Source organism: Mucilaginibacter sp. PAMB04274 (genome assembly GCF_039634385.2).
Lineage (GTDB): Bacteria > Bacteroidota > Bacteroidia > Sphingobacteriales > Sphingobacteriaceae > Mucilaginibacter.
On sequence record NZ_CP155081.2, the window covers coordinates 3,024,207 to 3,047,455 of the forward strand.

Annotated in this window: 22 protein-coding genes and 1 pseudogene; 1 reads left to right on the forward strand and 22 read right to left on the reverse strand. The window is 49.1% G+C overall.

Features of this window, described 5'->3' with window-relative positions; translation table 11 throughout:
* Nucleotides 1-33: 33 nt before the first annotated feature.
* The 17 genes and pseudogenes from ABDD95_RS12530 to ABDD95_RS12610 all read right to left on the reverse strand — a co-directional run bounded on the left by ABDD95_RS12530 (nucleotide 34) and on the right by ABDD95_RS12610 (nucleotide 18,957).
* Complete coding sequence (locus tag ABDD95_RS12530; protein WP_345947670.1) at nucleotides 34-5,475, reverse strand: helicase-related protein; 5,442 nt, start codon at nucleotides 5,473-5,475, stop codon at nucleotides 34-36.
* A 1-nt stretch (nucleotide 5,476) separates the two neighbouring features.
* Complete coding sequence (locus tag ABDD95_RS12535) at nucleotides 5,477-5,692, reverse strand: hypothetical protein (RefSeq protein WP_345947671.1); 216 nt, start codon at nucleotides 5,690-5,692, stop codon at nucleotides 5,477-5,479.
* A 10-nt stretch (nucleotides 5,693-5,702) separates the two neighbouring features.
* Entirely contained in the window at nucleotides 5,703-6,512 is an 810-nt protein-coding gene (locus ABDD95_RS12540; RefSeq protein WP_345947672.1) for a DUF4138 domain-containing protein, read from the reverse strand.
* A gap of 1 nt (nucleotide 6,513) precedes the next feature.
* Nucleotides 6,514-7,671: a conjugative transposon protein TraM gene (locus ABDD95_RS12545; protein ID WP_345947673.1), complete on the reverse strand. Its 1,158-nt coding sequence runs from the start codon at nucleotides 7,669-7,671 to the stop codon at nucleotides 6,514-6,516.
* A gap of 9 nt (nucleotides 7,672-7,680) precedes the next feature.
* Nucleotides 7,681-8,091, reverse strand: coding sequence for a hypothetical protein (locus tag ABDD95_RS12550; protein WP_345947674.1), 411 nt, complete (start codon nucleotides 8,089-8,091; stop codon nucleotides 7,681-7,683).
* A complete protein-coding gene (traK, locus tag ABDD95_RS12555; RefSeq protein ID WP_345947675.1) occupies nucleotides 8,069-8,683 on the reverse strand; it encodes a conjugative transposon protein TraK in 615 nt (204 codons plus the stop codon). The genes ABDD95_RS12550 and traK overlap by 23 nt, the downstream gene beginning before the upstream one ends.
* Nucleotides 8,684-8,765: 82 nt before the next feature.
* Nucleotides 8,766-9,935 carry a plasmid transfer protein gene (locus ABDD95_RS12560; protein WP_345947676.1) on the reverse strand — a complete coding sequence of 390 codons (1,170 nt, stop codon included), beginning with the start codon at nucleotides 9,933-9,935 and terminating at the stop codon, nucleotides 8,766-8,768.
* Complete coding sequence (locus ABDD95_RS12565; RefSeq protein WP_345947677.1) at nucleotides 9,932-10,711, reverse strand: hypothetical protein; 780 nt, start codon at nucleotides 10,709-10,711, stop codon at nucleotides 9,932-9,934. Before ABDD95_RS12565 ends, ABDD95_RS12560 begins: the two co-directional genes overlap by 4 nt.
* Nucleotides 10,708-11,370: a hypothetical protein gene (locus ABDD95_RS12570; protein ID WP_345947678.1), complete on the reverse strand. Its 663-nt coding sequence runs from the start codon at nucleotides 11,368-11,370 to the stop codon at nucleotides 10,708-10,710. The genes ABDD95_RS12565 and ABDD95_RS12570 overlap by 4 nt, the downstream gene beginning before the upstream one ends.
* Entirely contained in the window at nucleotides 11,367-12,029 is a 663-nt protein-coding gene (locus tag ABDD95_RS12575; RefSeq protein ID WP_345947679.1) for a hypothetical protein, read from the reverse strand. Before ABDD95_RS12575 ends, ABDD95_RS12570 begins: the two co-directional genes overlap by 4 nt.
* Entirely contained in the window at nucleotides 12,026-12,691 is a 666-nt protein-coding gene (locus tag ABDD95_RS12580) for a hypothetical protein (RefSeq protein ID WP_345947680.1), read from the reverse strand. Before ABDD95_RS12580 ends, ABDD95_RS12575 begins: the two co-directional genes overlap by 4 nt.
* Nucleotides 12,688-13,311: pseudogene (locus tag ABDD95_RS12585) on the reverse strand (conjugal transfer protein TraG); the annotation flags it as partial. The gene ABDD95_RS12580 and the pseudogene ABDD95_RS12585, both read right to left, overlap by 4 nt.
* 125 nt (nucleotides 13,312-13,436) lie before the next feature.
* Complete coding sequence (locus ABDD95_RS12590; RefSeq protein WP_345947681.1) at nucleotides 13,437-15,245, reverse strand: reverse transcriptase domain-containing protein; 1,809 nt, start codon at nucleotides 15,243-15,245, stop codon at nucleotides 13,437-13,439.
* Nucleotides 15,246-15,793: 548 nt separating this feature from the next.
* A complete protein-coding gene (locus ABDD95_RS12595; RefSeq protein WP_345947682.1) occupies nucleotides 15,794-17,896 on the reverse strand; it encodes a DUF87 domain-containing protein in 2,103 nt (700 codons plus the stop codon).
* The gene (locus ABDD95_RS12600) at nucleotides 17,874-18,161 is read right to left on the reverse strand and encodes a plasmid transfer protein (RefSeq protein WP_345947683.1); all 288 of its coding nucleotides are present in this window, start codon (nucleotides 18,159-18,161) and stop codon (nucleotides 17,874-17,876) included. Before ABDD95_RS12600 ends, ABDD95_RS12595 begins: the two co-directional genes overlap by 23 nt.
* Nucleotides 18,162-18,163: 2 nt before the next feature.
* Nucleotides 18,164-18,472 (reverse strand): DUF4134 domain-containing protein, encoded by a 309-nt coding sequence (locus ABDD95_RS12605; RefSeq protein WP_345947684.1) that lies wholly within the window; start codon nucleotides 18,470-18,472, stop codon nucleotides 18,164-18,166.
* Nucleotides 18,473-18,714: 242 nt separating this feature from the next.
* A complete protein-coding gene (locus ABDD95_RS12610; protein WP_345947685.1) occupies nucleotides 18,715-18,957 on the reverse strand; it encodes a DUF4134 family protein in 243 nt (80 codons plus the stop codon).
* Here ABDD95_RS12610 and ABDD95_RS12615 point away from each other — a divergent pair.
* Complete coding sequence (locus ABDD95_RS12615) at nucleotides 18,951-19,262, forward strand: hypothetical protein (RefSeq protein WP_345947686.1); 312 nt, start codon at nucleotides 18,951-18,953, stop codon at nucleotides 19,260-19,262. The two genes, ABDD95_RS12610 and ABDD95_RS12615, sit on opposite strands and share 7 nt — an antisense overlap.
* 23 nt (nucleotides 19,263-19,285) lie before the next feature.
* Here the strand turns inward: ABDD95_RS12615 and ABDD95_RS12620 are convergent, their stop codons facing one another.
* From ABDD95_RS12620 to ABDD95_RS12640, 5 genes are all read right to left on the reverse strand, one after another.
* Complete coding sequence (locus ABDD95_RS12620; RefSeq protein ID WP_345947687.1) at nucleotides 19,286-19,633, reverse strand: hypothetical protein; 348 nt, start codon at nucleotides 19,631-19,633, stop codon at nucleotides 19,286-19,288.
* Nucleotides 19,630-20,256 carry a ParA family protein gene (locus tag ABDD95_RS12625; protein WP_345947688.1) on the reverse strand — a complete coding sequence of 209 codons (627 nt, stop codon included), beginning with the start codon at nucleotides 20,254-20,256 and terminating at the stop codon, nucleotides 19,630-19,632. The genes ABDD95_RS12620 and ABDD95_RS12625 overlap by 4 nt, the downstream gene beginning before the upstream one ends.
* Before the next feature lie 16 nt (nucleotides 20,257-20,272).
* Entirely contained in the window at nucleotides 20,273-21,244 is a 972-nt protein-coding gene (locus tag ABDD95_RS12630) for a relaxase/mobilization nuclease domain-containing protein (protein WP_345947689.1), read from the reverse strand.
* A gap of 388 nt (nucleotides 21,245-21,632) precedes the next feature.
* Nucleotides 21,633-22,043 (reverse strand): plasmid mobilization relaxosome protein MobC, encoded by a 411-nt coding sequence (mobC, locus tag ABDD95_RS12635; protein ID WP_345947690.1) that lies wholly within the window; start codon nucleotides 22,041-22,043, stop codon nucleotides 21,633-21,635.
* Between the two features lie 208 nt (nucleotides 22,044-22,251).
* Nucleotides 22,252-23,199 carry a toprim domain-containing protein gene (locus ABDD95_RS12640; protein WP_345947691.1) on the reverse strand — a complete coding sequence of 316 codons (948 nt, stop codon included), beginning with the start codon at nucleotides 23,197-23,199 and terminating at the stop codon, nucleotides 22,252-22,254.
* Nucleotides 23,200-23,249 lie beyond the last annotated feature (50 nt).

Sequence of the window (23,249 nt, forward strand, 5' to 3'; positions counted from 1 at the left end):
GCAAGCAGTTGAAATAAAGCAGCGTTGAAACCGCTATCGTCCCAATTCCGGGCTGGTAACCGTTACAGATATTACCTCTGATTCCGGCAGGAGGTCGAGTTCGGGCGTTTTTTCCAGTTTCTCGCGTTCCTGGATGTTCTTGGTGATGACCTGTTCAAGCCTTTCAAGTTCTATACGGAGACCTGCCAGATCATCCTCCCGGTCAAATTGTTTTTGGGTCAACACCTCAACCTCTGGAATTTGTTCTTCGATCTCGAGCAACTGTTTGTGATATTTTTCATGCATACCGGTTACGCGGTCGATACTGTTCAAAAAATACCTCGCGGCAACCTTCGGGTTATCGATATTCGGTGCGCCCCCATTCTGTAAGTATTTGATACCGGTTTGACGGCTTTGTGCATAGAGGCTGGTGACGAACTCTAACTTATCGGAATTGCTTTCCAGTCCATGTAACTGGCGCCGGATATAAAGATCGAATCCGTAAAGTTCCCCAAGCAAATGTTCAGCGCGGTCACTATCGGTCCCATTCCAATGCTGAAAAAGTTCGATCAGCTTTTGGCCGATCACAGCCGGGTCAGCTGTGTTCATACCAATTAGCTTAACGGGATTGAGTTTCGCTCCATCCGGCTCGTGACCCAAGCGTGCTGTATAGTTCTCAGCATCCTGTTTGACCATGGATAAGGTCGCTACGGTACTGGCGTGTCGCTTACGTAGGTCTTCCAGCAGGTATCGGCTCCGCGCCACGTCCTTCTGATGTGCCGCCCGGTAACTTTCCAGTTCAGCCAGCTTTTTCTCCACCTTGGTCTTTTCCAGCAGGGTTGTGTCGCCGGAAAGAATAGCGATGTACTCCGAAAAATTCATGCCGCTTTGTTCATCCAGCGCACCCTCATCGATCGTCCTGAGGGAAAGCTCATTGTTCTTCATCTGATTGATGAATATCTGCTTGTTCTTGAGCAGATTGAACTTGTAGTTATCGAGCGATTGCTCGACCGCATAGATGTAGTTGCGCACCTTATTGCCATAAAAATCCCTCGCCACGATATTGCCCTGCCTGGCACCCCTCCCATCACGCTGTTCCAATTCGGAAGGCTTCCAAGGTATATCGAGATGGTGCATGGCAACAATACGTGCTTGTACATTCAGTCCGGTTCCGGCCTTTTCAGTACTGCCGAGGAGAATTCGGATATCGCCGGCATTCATTCGCTTGAAGAGTTCCTTCCGGCGGCTGCCTTCCCACTGATGGATAAAGGCTACTTGCTCCGCAGGTATTTTCAGGTCAACGACAAGCTTTTCGCGAAGCGCATCGTATACATTAAAGCCATCGGGCTTGGGCGTGCCGATGTCGCAGAAAATGATCTGTGTTCCCTTATGCGGCGAACTTTCCTGATAGATCGCGGCAACATTCCTCGCGCAGATATTGACCTTATTCCCGGGGTGGTCACCGTACCGGTCCTCATTGATAAGCCGCATGTCTACCGCCATCTTTTTCGCATAGTTGGTCGCGATCAACATCCGGCCTTTATCCTCATCACGGGACAATGGCCTGCGACCGATCAGCGTAGCATCCCCCGACTTCGCGAACAACATCAACCTTTTGATAAAATCCCGCTGTTGGGGCGTAGGCGGTATATTGACCAGGATCTCTTCGAGCTCCGGTTTGTCCAGGCTGATATGCTTCGCTGTTTTGTAGTCCGTGATCTGATTATAGAACATGGCCAGTTCGGGCACCTTGATAAAGTGACGAAACCGTTCTTTCGCCTTGATCTCATTGGTCACGGAAAATTCGAAGTCTACCGTTTTCCGGGCAAAGACCGCTGCCCAAGCATCAAAGTTGGAGATGCGCTGACGTTCGAGCTCTTTCGGACGCAGGTATTTAAAGATCAGGTAGAGTTCGGTAAGACTATTCGAGATAGGTGTTCCGGAAAGAAAGGTGACGCACATATCCCTGTCGAACTTTTCCTGAAGTGTACGGATGGCAAAAAGCATATTCAGTGCCTTTTGGCTCCCTGCCGTATTGCCCAGGCCGGAGACCCGGCTGTGCCGTGTGGTAAAGGTCAGGTTCTTGAACTTATGGGATTCGTCAATGAATAAATGATCCACATTCATTTCCTGAAAGTTGATCCCCGTATCCTTGCGAATTTTGATCGCGTCGATAACGCTGTTGAGTTTGGCCTCTAGATTCTGCTTGCGGATCTCCAGCCCTTTAAGCATCTCCCTGCTGATCTCACCACCAAGTTCATGCAGGGTATACAGATCCTTTTCGGTGTTATTCAATTCAGTAGAAAGGATCTCCCGTTGAATTTCTTCGGACTGCGGTATCTTGCCAAATTGATCGTGGGTCAGGATAATACAATCCCAATTATTGGCCTTGATCTCCTGGAATATCCGCTGTCGCCTGGCCGGTTCAAAATCGGCAGGCATCGGTGCCAGGAGTTTTGCTTTAGGATAGGCTTTCCGGAATGTTTCGGTGATCTGCTCAATATTGGCTTTGAGCGCGATGATCATCGGTTTATGCAGTAGTCCAAGGCGTTTCATCTCCATGGCGGCGATGATCATGATCAGCGTTTTTCCCAGTCCGACCTCATGATCGATGAGTGCGCCCATGTTTTGAATGGTCCGCCAGGCGGCATTTCGCTGCGAATCGTAAAGTGATGGAACACCAAGAGACCGGAGATCCAGCCCGGGAAAGGTCAGGTGGCTACCGTCATATTCCCGCAGAACATAACAGTTGAACGTATCGTTGTAGATCTTTTCTAACTGGATCTTGTCTTCGTTGGGCAAATCATTCAACCAATCCAGATAACGTGCGCGGATCGTTTCGATCTTGCGGTGCGCATTTTGTATCGCCTCTGTATCCGGCACCTTGATCACACGGTCGCCGTCATTAACGGAATAGGTGATGTGAGGGCTGGTATTTTCAAGCGCATGCTCCAGTAAGGTACGCCCGCGGATCGTGTGACTTTCCTTTGGTACGACGGCGAATTCCTGGTCGGTGATCGTATTACCTTTAGGATATTTGACCTTGAAAGTATCGACGGAAGGAAAGTAGGTCACGGTTGTTTCCTGTTTGAACAGTGCGCTTGCAAATCGCTCATAATAAGCCATCGGCACCCAGCGTTCACCGAGATTGAAGTCCTGCGGGTCGAATGGGATGCGCTCGGGCTGTACCCGCCTGAGGGCGACGAGACTCCTCGCTAACTGAATATTGGCCGGGTCAGCGGCTACCGCATTCTCGGCAACCGCCAGTTTAGAGACGACGTTCCCTGACAGATAAGCGTCGGTGGTTTCCCAATCGTTCGCGCCGGGATTGTACAGTATCTGGCGATCAAGAGCCACGATGACCGCGGTATTATCCAGGCCCGTCAATTCGGCGATCAGGGCCAGGTCTACCCTGCCCAGTTCGTTCAAACTTATTGCCAGCGCTTCCGCAGGGTCATCCGTTTTTACGCGCTCGCTACGGTGGTAGACAGGTCCGTGAAAGATATCTGAGCGCACAAATCGATCATTTTCCCGAACCTCGACCGATGATAACATGCGAAAACCGAATGCCACATCCGACAATACGCGTTGCCGGTTCGCAGGATGATTGAGGAGGTCGAACTGTTCGATAAAACCCTCGTATGCCTGGTTCAGTTCACGACGAAGTTCCGGAAAAGGTTTCTTATAAGCGCCCTCCCGTTCAAACAGATCGAGGTACGCATCCCTAAGCCGGATGTATTCCGTAAAAAATGGCATTTCCGGCTGCGGCTCCAGTGCGGCGAAAGTAGCCTCCCCGTGTTCAGGCGTTCCGATCAGGCCGACCGTTCCATTGAACAGCACCAAGGTATCTTTCTCGTAAAATGACCTGATGGCGGTAAACGGTTGTGGCCTGTCTAGCATCAGGCGAAAGGACGGTTCGAGACTTTGGTCTCCCTGATACCGATAATCGTACGCATATAACTTGAGTTGCGCCGAAAGGGCCTGAAGCTCCTGTCCCAGGGTCTGGCCGGTCATCCATTTTTCGGGAGGCCTTAGTTCCGCGACATTGCTGAACAGCCTGTAGAGGTACCGGTTATTGACCTTCGAGCGGGCGGTCAGCAACACGATGCTGTCATGCAGCGGCCGCGCCGTCGTCCTGATCGTACTGATCAGTTTCGCAGAGGTCTCGTCGACCTGAACTTTATCGATATCCTCTAAATAGGCGGTCGCCTGATTGCCGGAAAAAACCTCGGCGGTCTCGAATAATCCGAGCTGTCCGCTTACTTGGGAGGGTTTGGTCTCTGGTACCGGCAAAAAACTGAAACGGCGTACCGCTGGAGTTCCTTGTTCCGGGAAAGTGATCGCGAGCCATTTCTGACGGTCAAGGCGTTTCATCCCTTCTGTAAGAATATGTTGAAGTCGTGGACGGATCGCCTCCATCTCACTGGATTGCCAGATCACCTGGTCTGCTTCGCCGTAAGGATCTGTCCCTTCCCGTATCTGATCGCCGACCAACAGTTCCGGATGCGCTTCGATGTAAGCGTTGAGCGTATAGTTACCAAATCGGTTGCTACGCTCGACCGTATCCAACAGGAGCGCTTCCTCCGCCAGCAAAGCATCCTTCGTATCGTTCTTCTGCATCAGGATCAGGTGCGTGCCGACCTCGACGTTGGCATTGCTTTTCATCAGATTTGACGGTAGTGCAGCAACGCAAAGCAGATCTGCCGATGTGAACAGGAATTTCCTGGCCATGGCATTAGAGGGATTATTCAAGAACGCACCAGACACCAGATAAGCGAGTACTCCCCCATCAGCGATCTTGTCGAGCCCTTTGGCAAAAAAATAATTGTGTACTTTAGCAGTGATCCCGCTTTTGTGATAAGCAGGGTCATAAACCTGAACGTTCCCAAAAGGAATGTTGCTGATCACGAGGTCGGCCCTGCCTTTTTCATGGGCCGGTGTATCTTCCAGCTTTTTGACCTGAACCTCTACAGGTCTCTCAAAAGCCGAACATATACCAGCCAGTACCTTCCCGGTCAGCAGTTCTTTTTCAACCGCAGTAACGGCCTGTATATCAGGAAATGCTTTCAGCGCTTCGTCAATGAATACACCTGCACCCGCACTGGGTTCATATAGGTGCCTTGGGCTGACCCCAGCGGCGGACATCGCATCATAGATCAGGGAAGGAATAAGCGGTGGGGTAAAAAAAGCGGTGGTCGTGCTATTCCTGATAGAATCGACGACCGTTTTATATTCGGCGTCTTCGAAATGCTCTTTCAGTATGCGGTGCAGTTCCAATATAGCAGGATATAATTTGAGATCTGCCTGAGAGGCCTTCATGGCTTGCCAGCCGCTGATCTCGCCCGGCGGGTACAAGACCGCCTTTAATCCTCCAAAGCCTGCGAAACGTTTCAATTGTTCCAGTTCTGCATCATCGGGCTTTCGCCCGTTAAGATCCAATGCAATGCGAATGGCGGCGAGGTTCTCTGCCATCTGCCTGACGGGATTGAATGCCATATCAAAGGTCAAGTATGTAGTCAGCGATGGTCCCGATCACCTCATAACGGAGGAAGCGGTCATCCTCGTCCAACCCCTTCATCAGAGGCTCGCACAGTTCGAGGATATTGGTCAGTTCATAATGCAATATTCCGTTGTTGGAATAACGCAGGTAGGTCTCCAGAAACTCTTCCTCGAGTACCTGCTTGACGTAGTCATAAGCAAGGGTATCGGTCATAGCGCAACATTTAATCTGGTAGGGGATCCGCGGACAAAAGATCTTTGTAATCGAGTTTCAAAGTGACCACTCGCCCGGAAAGTTGCTTCTCGCTGAGCACTATCTTTAAGACCTTATTTCCGGGGAAAGACATTTTTTTGAGCACGAATACATTGCGGTAGGTCTTCCCAAAAGCCGGTACCTGAAGCAAGGTGAAGATCGGCTTAAGTTCAACGGACTGAACGTTAGAGGCTTTGGTGACCTTACGATCGTCGACCTTGAAGGTAAGATCTTCGATATCGAATCGCAGGTTCGTCTTATTGCGGTAGCTGATGTTCAAAAAAATATAATCATCGATCGTATATATATTATTGACCTTTCCGACCAGGCCAAAGACTTTCTCCTTAGCCACCTTGCCATATGGCTTGGCCGCCAGTATCCGGAGTGAGACCGCTTTTAATTGTCCCTGTGTCAGACCGATACCGCTAATGTCCAGTGGTTGTGTATCCCCGGGCTGAATTAATACGCTTGCGGGGGAGTTTGCCGGACCTGGGAGTAAACGATATTGAGCTACAAAATTTTCGCCGACTATCGTGATCACTGAACCCTGGAACGAAGCAGCGCCATTCCTCCGTTTGATGCGGGCAATATTCTTTAGCGGCAGATCACCTTCCAGCGCGTTACTGGAGATGTCGACATATTGTACCGGTTGCGGCGAGATAAAATGGATCGTCGCACTGTCAGGCAGGTAAGCGACGGGCATACTATTTTGGGCAAGTGAACGCAAGGAGATACCTGTGATCAGGAAAGCCACCGAAAGCCAATAAATGAACTGTTTCATATTAATATTTTTGCTGGTTTTTTTGTAATTCATCGGTATCGATGAGGTACACATAAGAATTGTATTTGAGCTTCGCCTTATTTTTCCGGATCAGATCGGCGATAGCTGAGGAAGTGGACTGAAAGAGTTTACCGGCGGTACTCATCAGGAACTGGCTATTGCCCGAGCTACCATCAAGGGTAACACCCTGAACCGAGTTACTGCCCAAATCGCGCGTAAACTCACGAAATGCGGAAGCGGGCACATAGAGACCTGCCATCCCGTCAAGGTCATAAACCTGCAACTTGACCGGCAGTATCTTGCCTTCACTGAGTATGGATCTTACGGTCAGAGTTACCCGTTGTCCTGTAAAACCGCTGATCTCCGCATAGATGTACGAACCTTTAACGATCGTGAACTGACCGGCTCGAACCGTCTCGAGCAGTTTGAGACGGATACGAGACCCGGCATAACCGGTGATATCCTCATCTACCGCTGCGTTGATGAACGGAGCATGTTCCTGCGGGAGAATCGTGTTGAAAGATCCCGCCGGTTTAGTTTCTTTTGATACCGGAAGCGTGACCTCTGCGGCTTTGATAGCAGCCAGCCTGTCGGAGGCTTCTTTCCTTTGCAATTGTTCCTTGTAAGCGGGGTCATTCGCTTTGCCGACACTATCCATGTAAGCCATTTGCTGTTTGAAAACGGCCATCGGATCCGGTTCTGCACGCCCTTGAGGTTCGGGCCTGGCAGGCTGGGCCGTCCTGGGCTTGTTCATTTCCTCGATCGCCCTGATCATTTGCTGATCAGCTAAACGGTCATTGTACTTTGGCTGCATTCCGCCGCCTGGGGTATTGCCAATTCCTGCCGAAGAAGCATCGGTGCTCCCCTTTCTGTAATTCCGGACCGGAGGGTCCACCGAAAGCTCAGCGGGTATCGTATTGACGGCGCTCGTACCATCGGCATCCTTGTAGGTATTTCGGTAGGCATCAAGCTTATCTGCCAACTGCCTTTTCCGAACGTCGGCTGAGACCTCGCCGACACTGCTTTTGAGTGCTGCCGTCTCTGCCACTTCCCGAGGTGGTTTTTCAAAGCCGCTTTTCCATATGTAAAAGAAAAAACAAAGAAAGGGCAGCAAGATCAGGGGCAGCACATATTTGGGCTGTTTGAAATTGATGTTCATATTGATCTGTTAATGTTTGTTGAGCTGCTGAAGCCTGTCTAGTGCATGGATCAGCGCTGTGCTGTCATTTGAGGTGAGCTCCTTTTTATTACTTAGGCTATCGACGAGCCTTTTTAGATGAAGCGTTTCGCGGATCCTTCCGGTCGCCTGCAACAGCTCATCGAAACCGCTGCTTACGGGAGCGGCCGTCCCAGCTACGTTGACATGTGAAGGAGTCGAACGGGAGCGAAAGATGGTAAAGGAAAGCGCAGCAGAGATCAACATCACGGCTGCCATTATTCCGAAGGTCGCTTTAGGACTTTTATCAAAGAATGCCTTTATATAAAAGCCGACCCGGTTGGCGTATGCGCCAAATTCGCGGTTGAGCTCAGCGAATAGGGTATCCCTCGGATCCCGCTCAGAATGTATTTTTCGCCACATCTTGCAGGTCTTTATTTTCGAGGGTCTTCCACCCGGTGATCAGCACGCCATGTGGATTATTGTCGCTACGGGGAATATCTTTGAGATAGCCCTCCGTCACGAGTGAACGTACGACCATCGCACTCCGGCGATCGATCTTCAGTTTACCATAATACCGGAAGTATCGCCGTTCGGGCAGGAGAATGACCGAGTCGGTCTGGAGGGTGAGTACCGAACTCGACGAAAGAATGGAGTTAAAAAAGCCTTTTTCCTTTAGATCGTTGTATTGTTTCATACCGGATTCGTCTATGAGATACATGGCTTTCTTCATCTGGTATTCCATGTAATTATCGTCCGGCGTGAGGGAGAAGAATAGCGAGTGGAAAAGATTCACATGCGCCCGGTATTCAGCGGGACGGTTCATTTCCACATCGGTCTGCCTGGCGAGCATGGGTATCCCGCCATCCAGAATATAAATACTCTTTTGAGCGGAAGACACGGCCCGGTAAGCGAATATGCTGTGGATCGCCACGATGACCAGCGAGGTCAGCAAGCTCCCCATAGCGATCATGGTCGCAAGCCTGATCTTGGCTTCGATGTTCTTGATGATCATGAAGTTTTTAATAAAAAAGGCCACCTTAACGAAAGGTGGCCATCGTGAAATGCGAATAGAGGTATCGTACGTCTATTCGTGATCAGAGCATGCTTCCGGCAGCCTTTTTAGCACTACCCCATACTGTCCCGGCGCTACGGCCAAAAGTGGACGCCGCAGAACTTATCCCCGAAGTGGAAATGATCCAGGTCGATATACTTGGCACGGTGAACATGCAGATCGCGCCGATCAGGAATACGATAACTACGGTACCGAAAGAGAGTATTCCATTACCTGCAAATACGGCCATTTTTTCCATGTTGGCTGCCAGGCCATCCTCCCCGACCAGCTCCTTGTATTTACTGATCTCCGAGCTCAGCGCGTATTCCTGCATCAGGCCGCAGAGGTACATGATGAGAAAGGCGATACCTGAGTACAAGTTCACGGAAATGAAACGGGCAACCCATGTACTGAAGCTGTCACGGAATGCCGGGAGTATACTTGCTGCCACAGCGAACGGGCCGAGGATAATGAGTATCGTGGAGTAAATGATCTGAAGCATAAAAATGATATAGACAGCGAGCCGTAATATCCAGATCCCGACCAACTCGATCGCTTGCGTAAGAAGAAGTTGGATACCTACGGTCAGTCTTGCTTTTAATTCCAGAAGCGGTGAGATCACCGTACTGATACCCTCTTTTACGGTACTGGTCACCGAATCCCAGGCCTGCCCGTACCAGGTGTCACTTTCTTTTTCGGCCACTTCTGCCTGCGCCTGGAAGGTGTACAAGGAATTAGCAACTTTGATCATCAGGTCGGCGCGGTTCAGCCGGAGGTTGTTGACCAATTGCTGCTGGCTGTTGAACATCTCCTCGGTTTTAGCAGCGACGAGGTCTGTAGGAAAAGCTACCATTTTAACGAAAACGCCCCACCAGAGAATGATCATAGAAAGCCCGAAAGGGCGAAGGAGCGGCATAACCTCGAGCTTTTTATCGCCTACCATCATCTCGTAGGATTTGATCGCAAAAAAGATGATCATAAAGATCGCGGACAAAGCTTTCGCATCCGTGATGAACAGGTCAAAATGGGACCAAACGGATTCTTTAAGGCCTTTCAGGAAGACCATTACGCCGGTCTCGTACACCCCATCGCCTTGTAAGAATTCAAGGGTCTTGGTGTGGTTATCATTCGCGGTCTGGGCCGACGCCACGGATGAACTGGCTGCCAGCAATGCGAATACAAAGAACTTAATAAGGTGAATGACCTTTCTCATTGTACGTGTGCTAAAACATTACGGGCGATCTGGACGTCCGATCCCGGCGTCCATGCCGGAACTGCGATAGTACCGGTCTTTAAGCGTTGTTGCTGCGCTGTCATCCGAATGGTCGACTGCGCCGAGGAGGTTCGAATAGACCATACTCCCGCCAGTTTTCGATATTCCAGGAACAGACGGTGGTAGGCCATGATCCTTGCACCCCGATCCATATCCGTCGTGTGGGCGGCGTTCACCCTTTCGCGGAGTATTTCCAGTTCATTTCGGTACCAGTCGTAAAGCCCTTCGCTGATCAGCTTACCGCTTACCTGAGGTGACAAACCTGCAAGGATGGAGGAAGGAGAATAGTTCAGTACCGGATCGAGCTGCCTTTTATAGTAGAGTTGCCATAAGGGGTCAACACCGGTTATCGTGCCGCTTTGGTTAGCGATCTCTGCCAATGCAGTGTTACGAACTGTATCGCTATGTAGTTTATAGCGGTCATCTATCGTTTTCATGGACGCGACCATCGCCAAACGTTGCGTTTGGGGTCCCGTCGCGCTCAGCGGGCGGCGGTCTGTCTTGTGATAATTGGGGTGGAACAATCCCCAGGTCAGCCAGTAGTAAGGGTTGAGGCTTAAAAAGCCAGGCTTCGGCGAAAACTTATTTTTGTCCCATTGCTGATAGACCATTCGCTGCTGCTGGTAAGTCACTGCTTCATCACGAACCACGCGTTGGGCGTAGCAAATGCGCAACAGGGGCACCAGGATGATACTCAGGATCAAAAAATTCTTCATGGTTTAAGATATTTAGCGTTAAGAAGGATCCGCTCCACTGCGGCGCGGTCCTGATCAATGAACCCGGCAAAGGGATTGAGACTACGGATCACACCGCGTTCCTTCGCCCAATACATGGCCTTCCAACCCCCGTAGGCCAGGCTGCTGAGGATCTGCAATTGCTGCGTTACCCGTCGCAACAGCTGATCCCGGGCGTTGAAATCAGCCAGCATATTGTCCCCTTCTTTCAAAATAAAACCGGATACGTCATTGGCCAAAGTCACAGCCCGGGTGCGCATATGTTCGGAGATACCCTCTGTAAAAACAAGGAGGTAAGGCTCGTCACGAGCCATTTTGACCGATTCACCGATATAGTGTTGCATATCCCCGATGATCGTGGCGATGTTGCGGACGGCAAGACCATTCTTTAATGCGGAATTGACGTTCGCCAGCGCGTTATAGATCATGTTCTGAGCGATCACAACCGATGCCATATTGGTATTGAGATCATTGAGGTTATCATTGATCTTTCCGAGGTAATTGGCGTGTGTTGACTCGGCACTGCTTCGCACAACTGCGTTTTGCGTGACAGACAATAAGTGCTGCGGGTCGACGACGATGGATTGTGCTGTGGCTACTGTAGCCGACAACATCAACAGGAGGTACAGGATAGATCTCATTTCAGATATTTTGCATTTTGAATGATCTCTTTGCCGATCGCAACATCCATGTCGACGTAATTCTGGAATGGATTCGCAGAACGCAGTACCGAACTCAGGCTACTGTATTGCATGAGGCTCAACATCTTATTCGAAAGGTCTTGCAGGTGACTTAGCTCGGCAAGTGCATGATCGAACAGCACTTTCCGGTCCGAAGCTTTCATCTGGTTGACATTATCGGCCGAAAGACAAAGTCCTGCCAGAAAAGTGACCAGATCTTTTCCCTGGTCGGCGAACTGGAGCTGAGACTCATATCCCATCGCGACCAGAGCCGGGTTTCTGTGCACCATGCTAACGATCTGCTCCTGGTTCGAGATGATACGGTCGACCATCGGTCTCCCGTACAGACCGATCCCGGCGACCGACACCAACGTGCCAAGTGTATTATACCGTTGCTGTAGCGTACGGTATACCTTCTTGGTCCTGTCCAGTAAGGTGGTGTTGGCCTGTTCATTGGTCGTAACGAGCGCCTGCCGGTTCTTTGCGGTATTTTGCCGGTCGTACTCGGTCTCCGACTGCCTGACAAGTTGATGCAATGCAGGTATATTGATCATTTTGGTCTGGGCGGATGCCGTCAGTAAGTGGGCAGAAAGTAAAAAGAGAAAGATCAGTTTTTTCATGGCTTAAGGTATTTAGAATTGGCGAGAACCTCACCGGCGATCCGAACATCCTGGTTCTGCCAGGTCGCCCAAGGGTTCAGGGAACGAAAGATGCCATTGATCTTTGCCCAGTACATGGCGTGGTTCATTCCGTAAGCGATGCCGCGAAGGATGCGCATGTGTGTCGCTATGTGATTCAACAGTTTGCCCCGCTCGCCGGAGTCCATCAGGTTGTCGCTTCCGCTCTTCAACACAAAAGCACTGACCTCAGCGGCCAGCATGTTAGCCCGCTGTTGAAAATCGCGGGCGCCGCGTTCTGCGAACAGCAGCAATGCCGGATTCGAGCGAGCCAGTTGCACGGAAGATTCAACATCTTTGACGATGTCCATGCCACATTCGGCGATCTCTTTGATGGTCGACAAGTTATTGATCACTGCTGATAATTGGGATAGACCATGGTAGATCCTGTTTTGCAGGTTATTGACCAGTACCAACTGACCGCTAACGGCCAGCTGACCTTTTTGAATAAGATCGAGCCGGTTATTGGTCGTGTTCAGTTGCCCGTTGATCGTGGCTGAATTAATGGCGATCGCACCCGAGACGACCGGATCGACGACCAATTCCTGGGCGAGAACAGGCCGGATAAATGAGATCACAAAAAAAAGGATCGATAGGTTTTTCATTTATCGTGTGATTGATTAACATCCCTGATAAAGGCAGGCAGGGTTTTTCCACTGTCTGTAAGGTCGCTGATGAAGGCATCGAGCCCGTCAGCGTAAGAACCGTAGCGGCTGGTATAAGCTTCTACCGCAGATTTCTCCGGTTTCTCTGTCGTGTAAGTGAGGTATTGTTGGAGTGAGACCTCTACGCCATAGACCTCTCCTACAGCACCGCGGCGAATGTAGACCTCCTTGAAGCGCCCACGACCTTCTGCATTATCAAGCTGGTTGATCGTAAAGATCTTCCTTCGCTCCGTCTCGTTAATGGATAGTAAGGCGGCGATCTCTTGGTAATTGTCTTTGAACTTCGTTTGATCCAGCAGGCACACCGTATCGGAGTTATTGATGATACTGTCTTTGACCACCGAATTCCCGATGATATCGCCAAGCTCCTGAGTGACGACGATCGCTTCACCCCAGAATTTACGAACGGTCTTGTACAGGTAGAGTAGATACCCGGCCATAAGTGGGCTGGCGATGGCCTTCCAGGCTTCTTCAACGACAAGTGCCTTTCGGAAACCGCTGCGATAACGCATTTTTTGGATGAACACATCCATAATGATCAGCGTCACGATCGGAAAAAGGATCTTGTGCTGTAGGGCTAAGCACCGGGCGCCTTTTAATATTACTATCTTAGGTTTCCCAGCACTCGCCTCCGAACCGTACGTACACCTCTCAGCGTATACGGCTCTCCACTAATATCCACAGTCTATTTACCGTGATGTATCTTCATGTGACAAGTATGGCATACGGCCATCGTTTTCCTTTTCCGTGCAATCATGTGAACTTCCCAAGGGTCTTTGCCCTTAGCGACGTCTTTCAGTTTCCTGACATGGTGCATTTCCAGTTCACTCGTCTCCCCGCATAATTCGCAATTGCGAGCTTTCAGCCTGTCAATCAGGCTTGTTCTCATTTTTGCGTGATAGTAATTGGGAAGCTTGTCAAAGAAGGCATCTTTGGCCTCTGTTTTCCGCTTAAAACCGTCATTGTAGAATGTGCGAAAACGCTGTTGCCGCTTCGTATTCGTGTAACTTACGGTGAACACGCCGTCTTTCTTGTACTTTCTACAGATGTTGGGTACAGTAGTCCTGTACTTACCTGCAAAAGTTTTGTACATACTATACTCCATGATGTACTTGAAGTTATTGACAGTTCCGGCGTTAAGTGCAATTGAATAGTAGTTATAGAAGCCAATCAGTTCTGCATTGTACTTGCTAAGGATTTCCAGGTCATCGTTGAATATCAATCCTTTCCGATGCTTTGGTTTCCATTGCTCCTTCCCGTTGTGTAGTTTTATTTCTAACACATCGTAGTCGAGCAACTTCTGTTTTATCGTATCAGGCGGTATTTTGAGAACCACTTTTTTGTGATATGCTCGCCTTATCTTGCCTTCAACGTTCCTTTTTGTCAAGTTGGATTTGCGTACAGTAATATCAAATGAAAGGAACCTTGCAGGTTTCTCAGTATGGGTAATCAACGTTTTTTCGTCCGATAAAGTAAGCTGTAACTGTTCGTTCAGGAAGTTTGAAATATCCTGTTTGATTCGCTTACAATCGTCCAAACTACCGATTACGCCAATTAAAAAGTCATCTGCGTACCTGACATATTTGAGTCTTTTGTAGCCCGCGTCCATCTCGTCGCAACTGGGTATCAATGCTCTTTTTCTATCAATTTCCTTAATGCGCCTGCCTATCAGTTTCCTGTCGGTAGCATCATCTTCGGCTTTAAGCATTTGCGTAGCAATTCGCTTATCGTATTCCAATTGATTGCGTTCCCTGCTCGGGGTACGCCCTTCACCCAAATCGAAGCGGTTGATATAGTCTTTAACATACTTGTCCAACCTGTCAAGGTAGATATTAGCCAGTATCGGACTAACGATACCACCTTGCGGCGTTCCGCTGTATGTCTTGTGATATACCCAATCTTCCATGTAGCCAGCATTCAGAAACTTCCTGATGAGCCTGATAAAACGTTCGTCGGAGATGCGTTCTTGCAGGATATTGATCAGAACATCGTGATTGATGTTATCAAAGAACCCTTTAATGTCGCCCTCAATGAACCATTTGGCTCCGTTGAAAGATTTGCTGATTTGCATTAGCGCAGTATGGCAACTCCTTTGAGGTCTGAAACCATGAGAGGTATGCTCAAAGCTTCCCTCATAAATAGCTTCAAGTATCATCCTGATTACCTCCTGCACCAGCTTATCATCGAATACTGGTATCCCTAAAGGACGCTTTTTACCGTTTTTCTTCGGTATATAAGTCCTCCTTGAAGGACGTGGCTGATAGCTTTCATTTCTGATAGCTTCAATTAGTTTCTCAATTCGGGAAAGGCTCATTTCGTCGATAGTTTGACTGTCTGTGCCATTAGTCATATTACCTGGCTTCGCATTAATATTTTGATACGCCACGTAATACATTTCCTCATTGAAAAGGATACGATAGAGCCTTTCAAACTTATAATCTGAAAGTTTGCTATGCGCTGTTAGACTGATTAATACTTTTTCTGGATTTCTCATAATGTCTCTCACATTTTCCTAAATAGGTATTAATAAATATTAGCTGCTTCCCTTCGCCATGTACAAGGCTTTCCCTTGCTCGGACTACTACGGAAGCTCCGTTACCATATCAGATATTCAAGAGCCTACGCTCGATAGCCGCGCCAGCGGCGTTCTGACTTAGGTAATCCACGTTTAGCTGCGTAATAACTATGGCGCAACAGATTGTCGGATATGATGTCCACCCTTTATTGCATATTGCAATTGCGCTGTGATTTGTTCTTGCTCTCCCTCCTCAAGGAATGGAAAAAGAGTATCACAGTATGACGAGTTCAGTTATCTTACGTCACAGATACAACGAGGAGCCGCTCAGGTTATCATTCAATCAGTATGGATTTTATCCTTATATCTGTTTTCTCATCCGCTATTCAGTCGTGGCCTGATAACTGGCCAACTTATAGATGCTGTCGGCATGCTACACTCCCCGATATTTGGTTTCCCTCACGGATAAGCCGACGGATGATAGGCCCTTTGAACACTGGCCTAATACCCTGCCATGGGTATATTTATTATGCAGCCATTACGTGCGCACCTTTGATCGAATCTATCTCGAATACAATAAAGCGTTCTGTAAATAGCGAATGGTCGGCCTGTTGATTAAGGATCGGTTCGAACTCGCCCCCCCTGTAGAACTTCTTCAATACATAGCGAAACTCATCAAGGTCGAACTGGATCCCTTCGTTTTTCCTGATATCGGGCATGCGCTGCAGCGCGAAGTCATAGAAAGAGTTAAAATCCAACCGGCGGATATGATCTTTTTCAAAACGTTCCTGCTCGGCATGTTCTTCCTCGCGTAACGCCTGGAGATATTTAAAGCGAAAGACAGAAAAGAACGTATTACCGTTTTGAGATGCAGGAAGTTCCAGCGCATCGATCAACACCTCATCGGCATCCCTTAACTCAGGCCAGACCAGTTCTGAGGGAAAGTTATCCGTGCCGGGCTCATGTAGATGTTTGGAATCCTGATCTTCGCCCATCGACCGAAAGACCCGGCGATGAACTTCCCAGCGCTTTTCCCTGGTCAAACCCGGGAAAGGCCGTTGGCTAAAATACTGGCTGTAATAAGAACTGATGACGTTACTGATCACATCTCGTTCTACCTGGCTGAGTGATCCGTCACTTCCTTTCCAGAGCAAGCCGATCAGCGTGGTCAGGAAATCTTTCTTCTCGATATTATACTCTCCTTCCGTTAGCTGAAATGGATTCATCGTGATCGGGCTTTGGTCGGAGTAGGTGATATATTTTCCCTGGTAGTACGCACAAAGTCCCGAATAGGAATGGCCGGTATCGACAATGACCATATCCATATTATAGAGCATGTACTGTTCTATCAGGGCATTCATAAAAAAGCTTTTCCCGGAACCGCTGGGACCGAGCACGAACTTGTTCCGGTTATTGATCCGGCCTGTTCTCATGGGCAGATCGGCAGGATCCATACCTACGGGTATACCTTGCCGGTCGGTGAAGCGCAGCAGAAAATCGGACGGTTCATCCTTTGGCAGCGATTCTTTAAAGAAGAAGCAGAGCGCGGCATCGGCTGTGGTCAGGAACCAGTCGTAAATTTTGAGTTCACCGCCATTACCGGGTAAAGCGCTGCGGAACAGTTCCAGCTGATTATAAGCGTTCCGGCTCGGGATGATCCCCAGCTGAAATAATGCACTATCAATAAAATTGCATGCCTTGGGCAATACTTCGTGTCGTGCACATACGAGAATATTGAAGTGACAATTGACCAGCAACTGATTTTCGCGGGCCACATCATTCAGCAAAAGATCGATATCTTCAACGCATAACTGGTTAGCGGGATCGGGTATACCCGCATGCCGCTTCTTTTTTTGCTCGAGTTTGCGCAGGGTCATCGTTTGGTTCGGGATCTCTACCAGTTGATTATAAACGACCGCATCGCAGCCAGGTACCCGGAATAGAAACGATAGCAGATCCACCGGGAAACCCCGAATGCTATCCTTATCATTCAATTCGATATGGGTCGATATGCTTGGCGGAAGGTCTATCCGGTCAATATTGACTAGGCTGATGCTACGCACGGACCTTTCCCCCATCCTGATCTCCGTATCCGTCGGCGCGAGATTATTCAGCGGCGTGGTCGCATCCCCGAACGTCATGCTCAGAAATTGGAGCACCAGGTGATCTAGCTCAGCTTCCTTGAGATCCCGCGAGCCGGGCAGCAATTCCATCACCTTGGCCACTGCTTGCCGGAACTCAGAAAGCACTCTTGCATCGTAGACGTAGAAGGTGCCTTTCCTGATCTGCCTGGTTATGGTCAGGTACGTGCTGACGGCCAGCCTGTCCCTGCCTGCAAAGTGTTGATTGTACTTCTGTTGCAGATATTCATTGGCGGGCTGTGGTTCAAAGGGTGTCCTGCTGATGACATCCTGCTTTTGCAGGATGTACCCGTCGCCGAGGACCTTAATGATCCCGGTCAGCAGGTGATGAAATTCGTCATAACCCGCCGGGAAAGCGGAGAAACGCACCACCGGATTGATGATCTCAAGGACCACGGAAACCTCGCCATTGAGGCCAATCAGCAGGTCGAGGTCATTTCCCTTATCAATGCCGGCGTACGGAACATTAAACAAAGTTTTTGCGCCCATAGTGATTCAGGATATAGATGTTGGGGGACCGGGCTTTGCTGTAGAGCCCGCCTTTTTGTTTCGAGGCAGTATAGAGCAGGCCGCCGACCATGAAGCCGACGAGGATGAGGGCACCGAGCCACATGTTCACCAAAGACATCGTCAATGCGCCAAAGACCAGGCCTGCAAGTACAGAAGCTAAGCCCCAGTAGATATATTTGCCTTTGAAGCCTTTAAAAACAAGGGGCTTTTGAAGCCCCTTGTAAACGGCGAACTGCCTGGCCATAATTAAAGACCGAAGAAAGATTTGATTACCAATGCGGAAACGACCAGGAACACGCAGGATCCGCCCCAGCCCATCAACTCTTTGTTGACATCCTGATCTCCGCTATTCCACTTGGAGTAGACACGGATAGCGCCGACGATACCGACGATACCACCGATGACCAGGGTAATATTGGTGACCGGGTCAACATAGGTTTTCAGCGTTGAGGTGGCGGTGTTCAAACCGTTGACACCGCTTTGGGCCATTGCGGCCGGTATGCAAAGCGTAAGCAGGGCAACGAACGCCCATAATTTTTTAAGCTGTTGAGACATTAAAATGGAGAAAAAGATTCCGGACGGAGATCTTTTAGCGTTGGCACGAACGGCACAACATGCGGTGAGTATGCGGCGAACAGATCACAAGCGACGCCGCAATTGGAATGCCCCTCAAGCTCCACGGAGCGGGGCTGGTTCAAAAGTCTTTCTGAAAAGAAAAGAATACTTTAATGTGAAGTAAGACGGGGAACTTTTAAAGCTTCCGGGTTCGAAAGCCTATTATTTAAAGTCATGAACGTTCAGATCCCGAACAACGCTCTGATAAATGCACCGGCCAAAACCATGAACAGGGCGGCGAAGAACCAGCCGGACACATCTGATTCGATGTGATGCTTTCCCATTTGCCAGTTATGGTAGATCTTGACAGCACCGGTGATGCCCAATATTCCGGCGATCACCAGGGAAAGATCAAACACCGAAAAAAAACTGGAGGTAAAGTCCTGCCTGGCCTGTTGCATCTCCGCAATACCCGGCTGTGCCATGGTCTGCCCAAAGCAGCAGACCAACAACAGCAAGAAAAGGACGGGCATGGTCAGAAACTTACCGCCCTGATATATTCGACCACCTCTTCCCTGGCAAGATTGAAGGTGTCCTTCAGACTCACCCCTCCGGAGGCCACGATGGGCGATGGTGGAAGTGGTGCAGCAACATCCGGCATGGCGACCGCAGGTCGTATATGCTCAATGAAGGTAAGCTCATTGGCGGTGTCATCGCCAGCGATGGGCCTGCGGTGCAGCTGGTCCCAAAGGATGAGGGCAGCATAATAAATGGCATAACCGCCCAGTAACCATAATATAAATTTGATCCATGTCATAAGTGATCTGAGTTTTGAATGAATTGTTTGATGATAGCCCTGATGTCAGGATAATTATCCACCAGGTGTTTGACAGCGAAGGCCACAAAGCGGGTGAGATCCACATCGGTCGCCATCTTGAACTTATTGAGTAGCGCCACGGTTTGCTTGTCGAATCGCACATGCACCATGTGCTTGTTCATGCTGTTATCATAATCCAGCATGGCCTGTAAGATCTCCGGCGTCTTCTCACTGGCCTTCTTGTTGTTACCTGGCCCTGTATTCCCTTGCTTTGTCTTCGAAGGAGGTTTTCCGGGTGTGCTTTTAGCCAGTTCCTGTCTGATCTCGTCAGCGAGGGATCTCATTTGTTCCATAAGTGTGCTGAAAATATCTCCTCAAATACCGGTTGAACGACCGGTGCGATAGAGACGGGTGTATAAAATGTAGTGATCCTCTGGAAGTCGACCCGGTCGGCAATCGCAGGCATTATCCTGCCGAACTTCGAGAGCTGGGCATTCACCTCCCCCATTGTCTCGAATTTTGCGGTAGCCTTGATCCGGTTGGGAACAAAGACCAGCTCGGCTTTGGGATTGACCTTCCTAAGGACAACGGCAAACAGAACGGTCGATTCGAAGGTGAACTCATCATAAGCGAACGGACAGATGACCAGGTCAGCAGAAAGGAATACCGGGATGAGCCCATCATCGTCCAACTTCCCGGGCAGGTCGATCAGTATCGCATGTTTAGGGTCCCGTGCAAGCACATTTTTTAAGATCGGGTAGCTGTCCAATGTTGCCGGTGTGACCTGATAAGGCTCCTCGTTTTCCAGCACTTTCGCTTTTTCAAATTTCTGGGATATGGACTGCTGGTAGTCCATATCGATAATGGTAGCGGGCCATTCCATGGCAATGGTGAGGTAGTTGGCGGCTAATACGGTCAGCGTACTTTTCCCAACCCCGCCTTTTTGATTTCCAATTATAGTGATCATGATATTTGTTTAAACCCTAACGGGTGTTGGTTCTTGCCTTTCTCTTGCGCTGCCTGTTCCGGCCAAGTACACCTTCATCATCGATATCGTCAGCGATCCAGACCGGACCGATATAATTACCTGTATCCAGCACTTCTATCCTATCCTGCTGAATACCTGAATCGTGAGCGTCACCAGGTACCGGCATAACCGGAAAAATGGGCACATCCAGCAGGTGTTTTAGCGGCAGTATCTCACCTCCTTTGAACACTTGTTTGGTATGGTGATCGAGCACTGTATAACCATAAGGCTGTTTACCTGCTGAAGCGTGGAACACCAGCTCAACATAAAACTTAGTGGCAAGCAATTCTAAAAACCCTGATTCGGCTTTTCGACTTAGAAAGAGATCCCGCAATTCGTCAGCTCTTTGTTGATCCTTTTGATAGCGGCCGATATGCTTTTCAAGTTTTGAATGGTCCAAAAGATCGCGACCCAGGAAGCCACCTTGTTCCAGCAGGAGATAGAATTGCGCCTGAGTACTGAACTTATACGTGAAGGCATGGTCATAGCCGAGCACCTTGTTCAATGCCTTTTGTCCACGGACCCACTCAAAAGCGCTGTCTATTTTTTCGCCCTGTCGGTCTATCCGTGTGCTGACGATGTGAACGTGATCATTGCCGGTATCCCTGTGCAGGGTAATGAAGTAAGGCTGCTCTCCATAACCCATTTCTTTCATCCACAGTTCGGCAGCCTGGGTCAGCTGGAACTTGTCATACAGTTTCCCTTTACCGGAAAGCACCACATGAAGCTGCGGCTGTTTCACTTTCCGGTTTTGGGCGGAAAGCATTTGAAGATAATTGATGTAATCCTGCGGCCTTAGCTCGGCAAATCCCTGCAATGCACCGAAATTGGATACTTTCATCAGTTCCCCCTTATTCCGTTCTACTTTATTCGTGTTGTAGCGTACACCGGGAAAGTTCTTAACTGGATCAAGAAAACGTACGATCATAGGATTGAGATATTACCAGTTGATGGACCGAATGGCTTTCCTATCATGCGACATATCATTCGAACAGCATAACATTTCATCTATTGAGCTATGGCGCTTAGTAAGCTTGAACCAATAGGTCAGAATAGCATTGTAGCCGGATAGCGCGAATGCTTTGTAATGCCTGATCAAAATATCGACCGATCTGCCTAACATCGTACACCGATATCCATGCGTCAGTATAGCCGAATATCCACCGAGCAATGTATCAGCAGAACAGTGTAGCTTGCTAACTTCATCGCAGTGGAACAGTTGATCTGTACATCGACCGATCAACATACGAACGAAACGAACTAACCGGCGATCAGACGAACTATACTGCAACATATCAATGGAACAGTCGTGGCACCTATTTGCCAGTTGTTCGGATGACCCGCCTGAAGGTAGTGTCCACTTCCTGTAATATCCCGATATACCTGCTTAACAACTGATTGAACTGGTCGACAACATAAGGTGGCACATTACCTTGCAAGTTCAGCAGGTTCGCATGCCTGGCCAGTTGGTTGACGTTATTTCCTATCCGGCCCATTTCAATGCCAATAGAATCAAGTTTGCTGATGACCTCCTTTGCATTGACCAAAACCTGGTCCCCATTGTTCAATAGGCGCATGCGGACCAGTTCGGTCTTACTGACCCCAAGTTGCTGCTCCAATGCCACGATGGTCTCGTACTCCGCTTCGGTAAACCTGGCATCGATCTTCCGGGAACGCTTGTTCCCTGCCAGTTTAGGCCTTCCGGCTAATTTTCCGGATGCTGTCATAAAAAACGAGTTGCGAAGTTTTTCAGTTCCTCCCCGGAGGGGCAAGATTCTTTTTGGATGGATAGAAATCCTGCGTAGCGGATTTCTGTCCGACAAAAAGACATCTTGCCGTCTAAAAAACAAGAATAGATAGGTATTAAATAAAATAAAGAAACCGGTTGAAAACCGGCATTATACAACCCAGGCGAATGATCGGACACGATCACGGTCACCTGGAGAATGACATTTGAGAGGTATCGGGCTGAACTGACCGTTGATCGGGCTGTGGCATGGGTTTAAGCTGCGCCCTGATCTTATCATTATAATCATTGAAACCTTCGTAGGCACCGGAGCGATCCGTAGCGTAAGGCAAGGACGCGATGAAATCGCGCGTACTCCTGAGCCCTGCGGGGTCCCTGTCGAAATAAAGATCGATAGATGAGAAACGCTTTCCCCTTGCGATCCCGGCAGAAAGTAAACTCAAACTATTCAGCACAATGATGCTGGAATTGTTCTGTGGGTGTTCGACACGCCAGCTGAGATAATCAAGATATCCTTCAAAAACCGCAGCATTCTTTTCATGTCCCTCTATAAAGGTGATGGCCTTTTTGCCGAGGCAACCTTTGAAATATTTGTTCCTGACCTCCCAGCCTGCGTTCTCGTTCTGCCAACCGCCCGCAAAATATTGCTGTCGTTTTCCTTTTTGATCCTCGACATAATAGTAGACCTCTTTCAAACATTTCAGTGCGGCGTCGAAAATACCCCTTCCTTTCAGATAATTGGTGATCGCAGGATGCGTACCGATCGCTTTGACCTGTTGTACGACATAATGTGGGACTTTGACCGGCGTTCGACCTTGAGAAACATACGGTATCCTCGGGCGCTGTTCCAATGCCAGTACCTCATTGATCCTGGCCAGGACCTGATTAAATTCAAGTCCTTTCCAGTAGAGCAGACCGAAGTCGATGATATTGCCCCCCTTTCCAAGGCCATGGTCGAACCAAACACCCAAAGCGTCATTGACACTGAAAGAGGGTGTTCTGTCATCGTCTCGGAGCATACTGTGATACATGATCTCCCTTCCACGCCGCGGCACTGGACGGTGACCGAGCTTCTCCAAAAGCTCGACGATGGAGGCTTGTTCTTTTAGCTGTTTAAAATTGAGTGATTCTGCCATATAAATTGTTGTTAGTTATTTATTGGATCTTTTGCCTGATCGCGATCCAG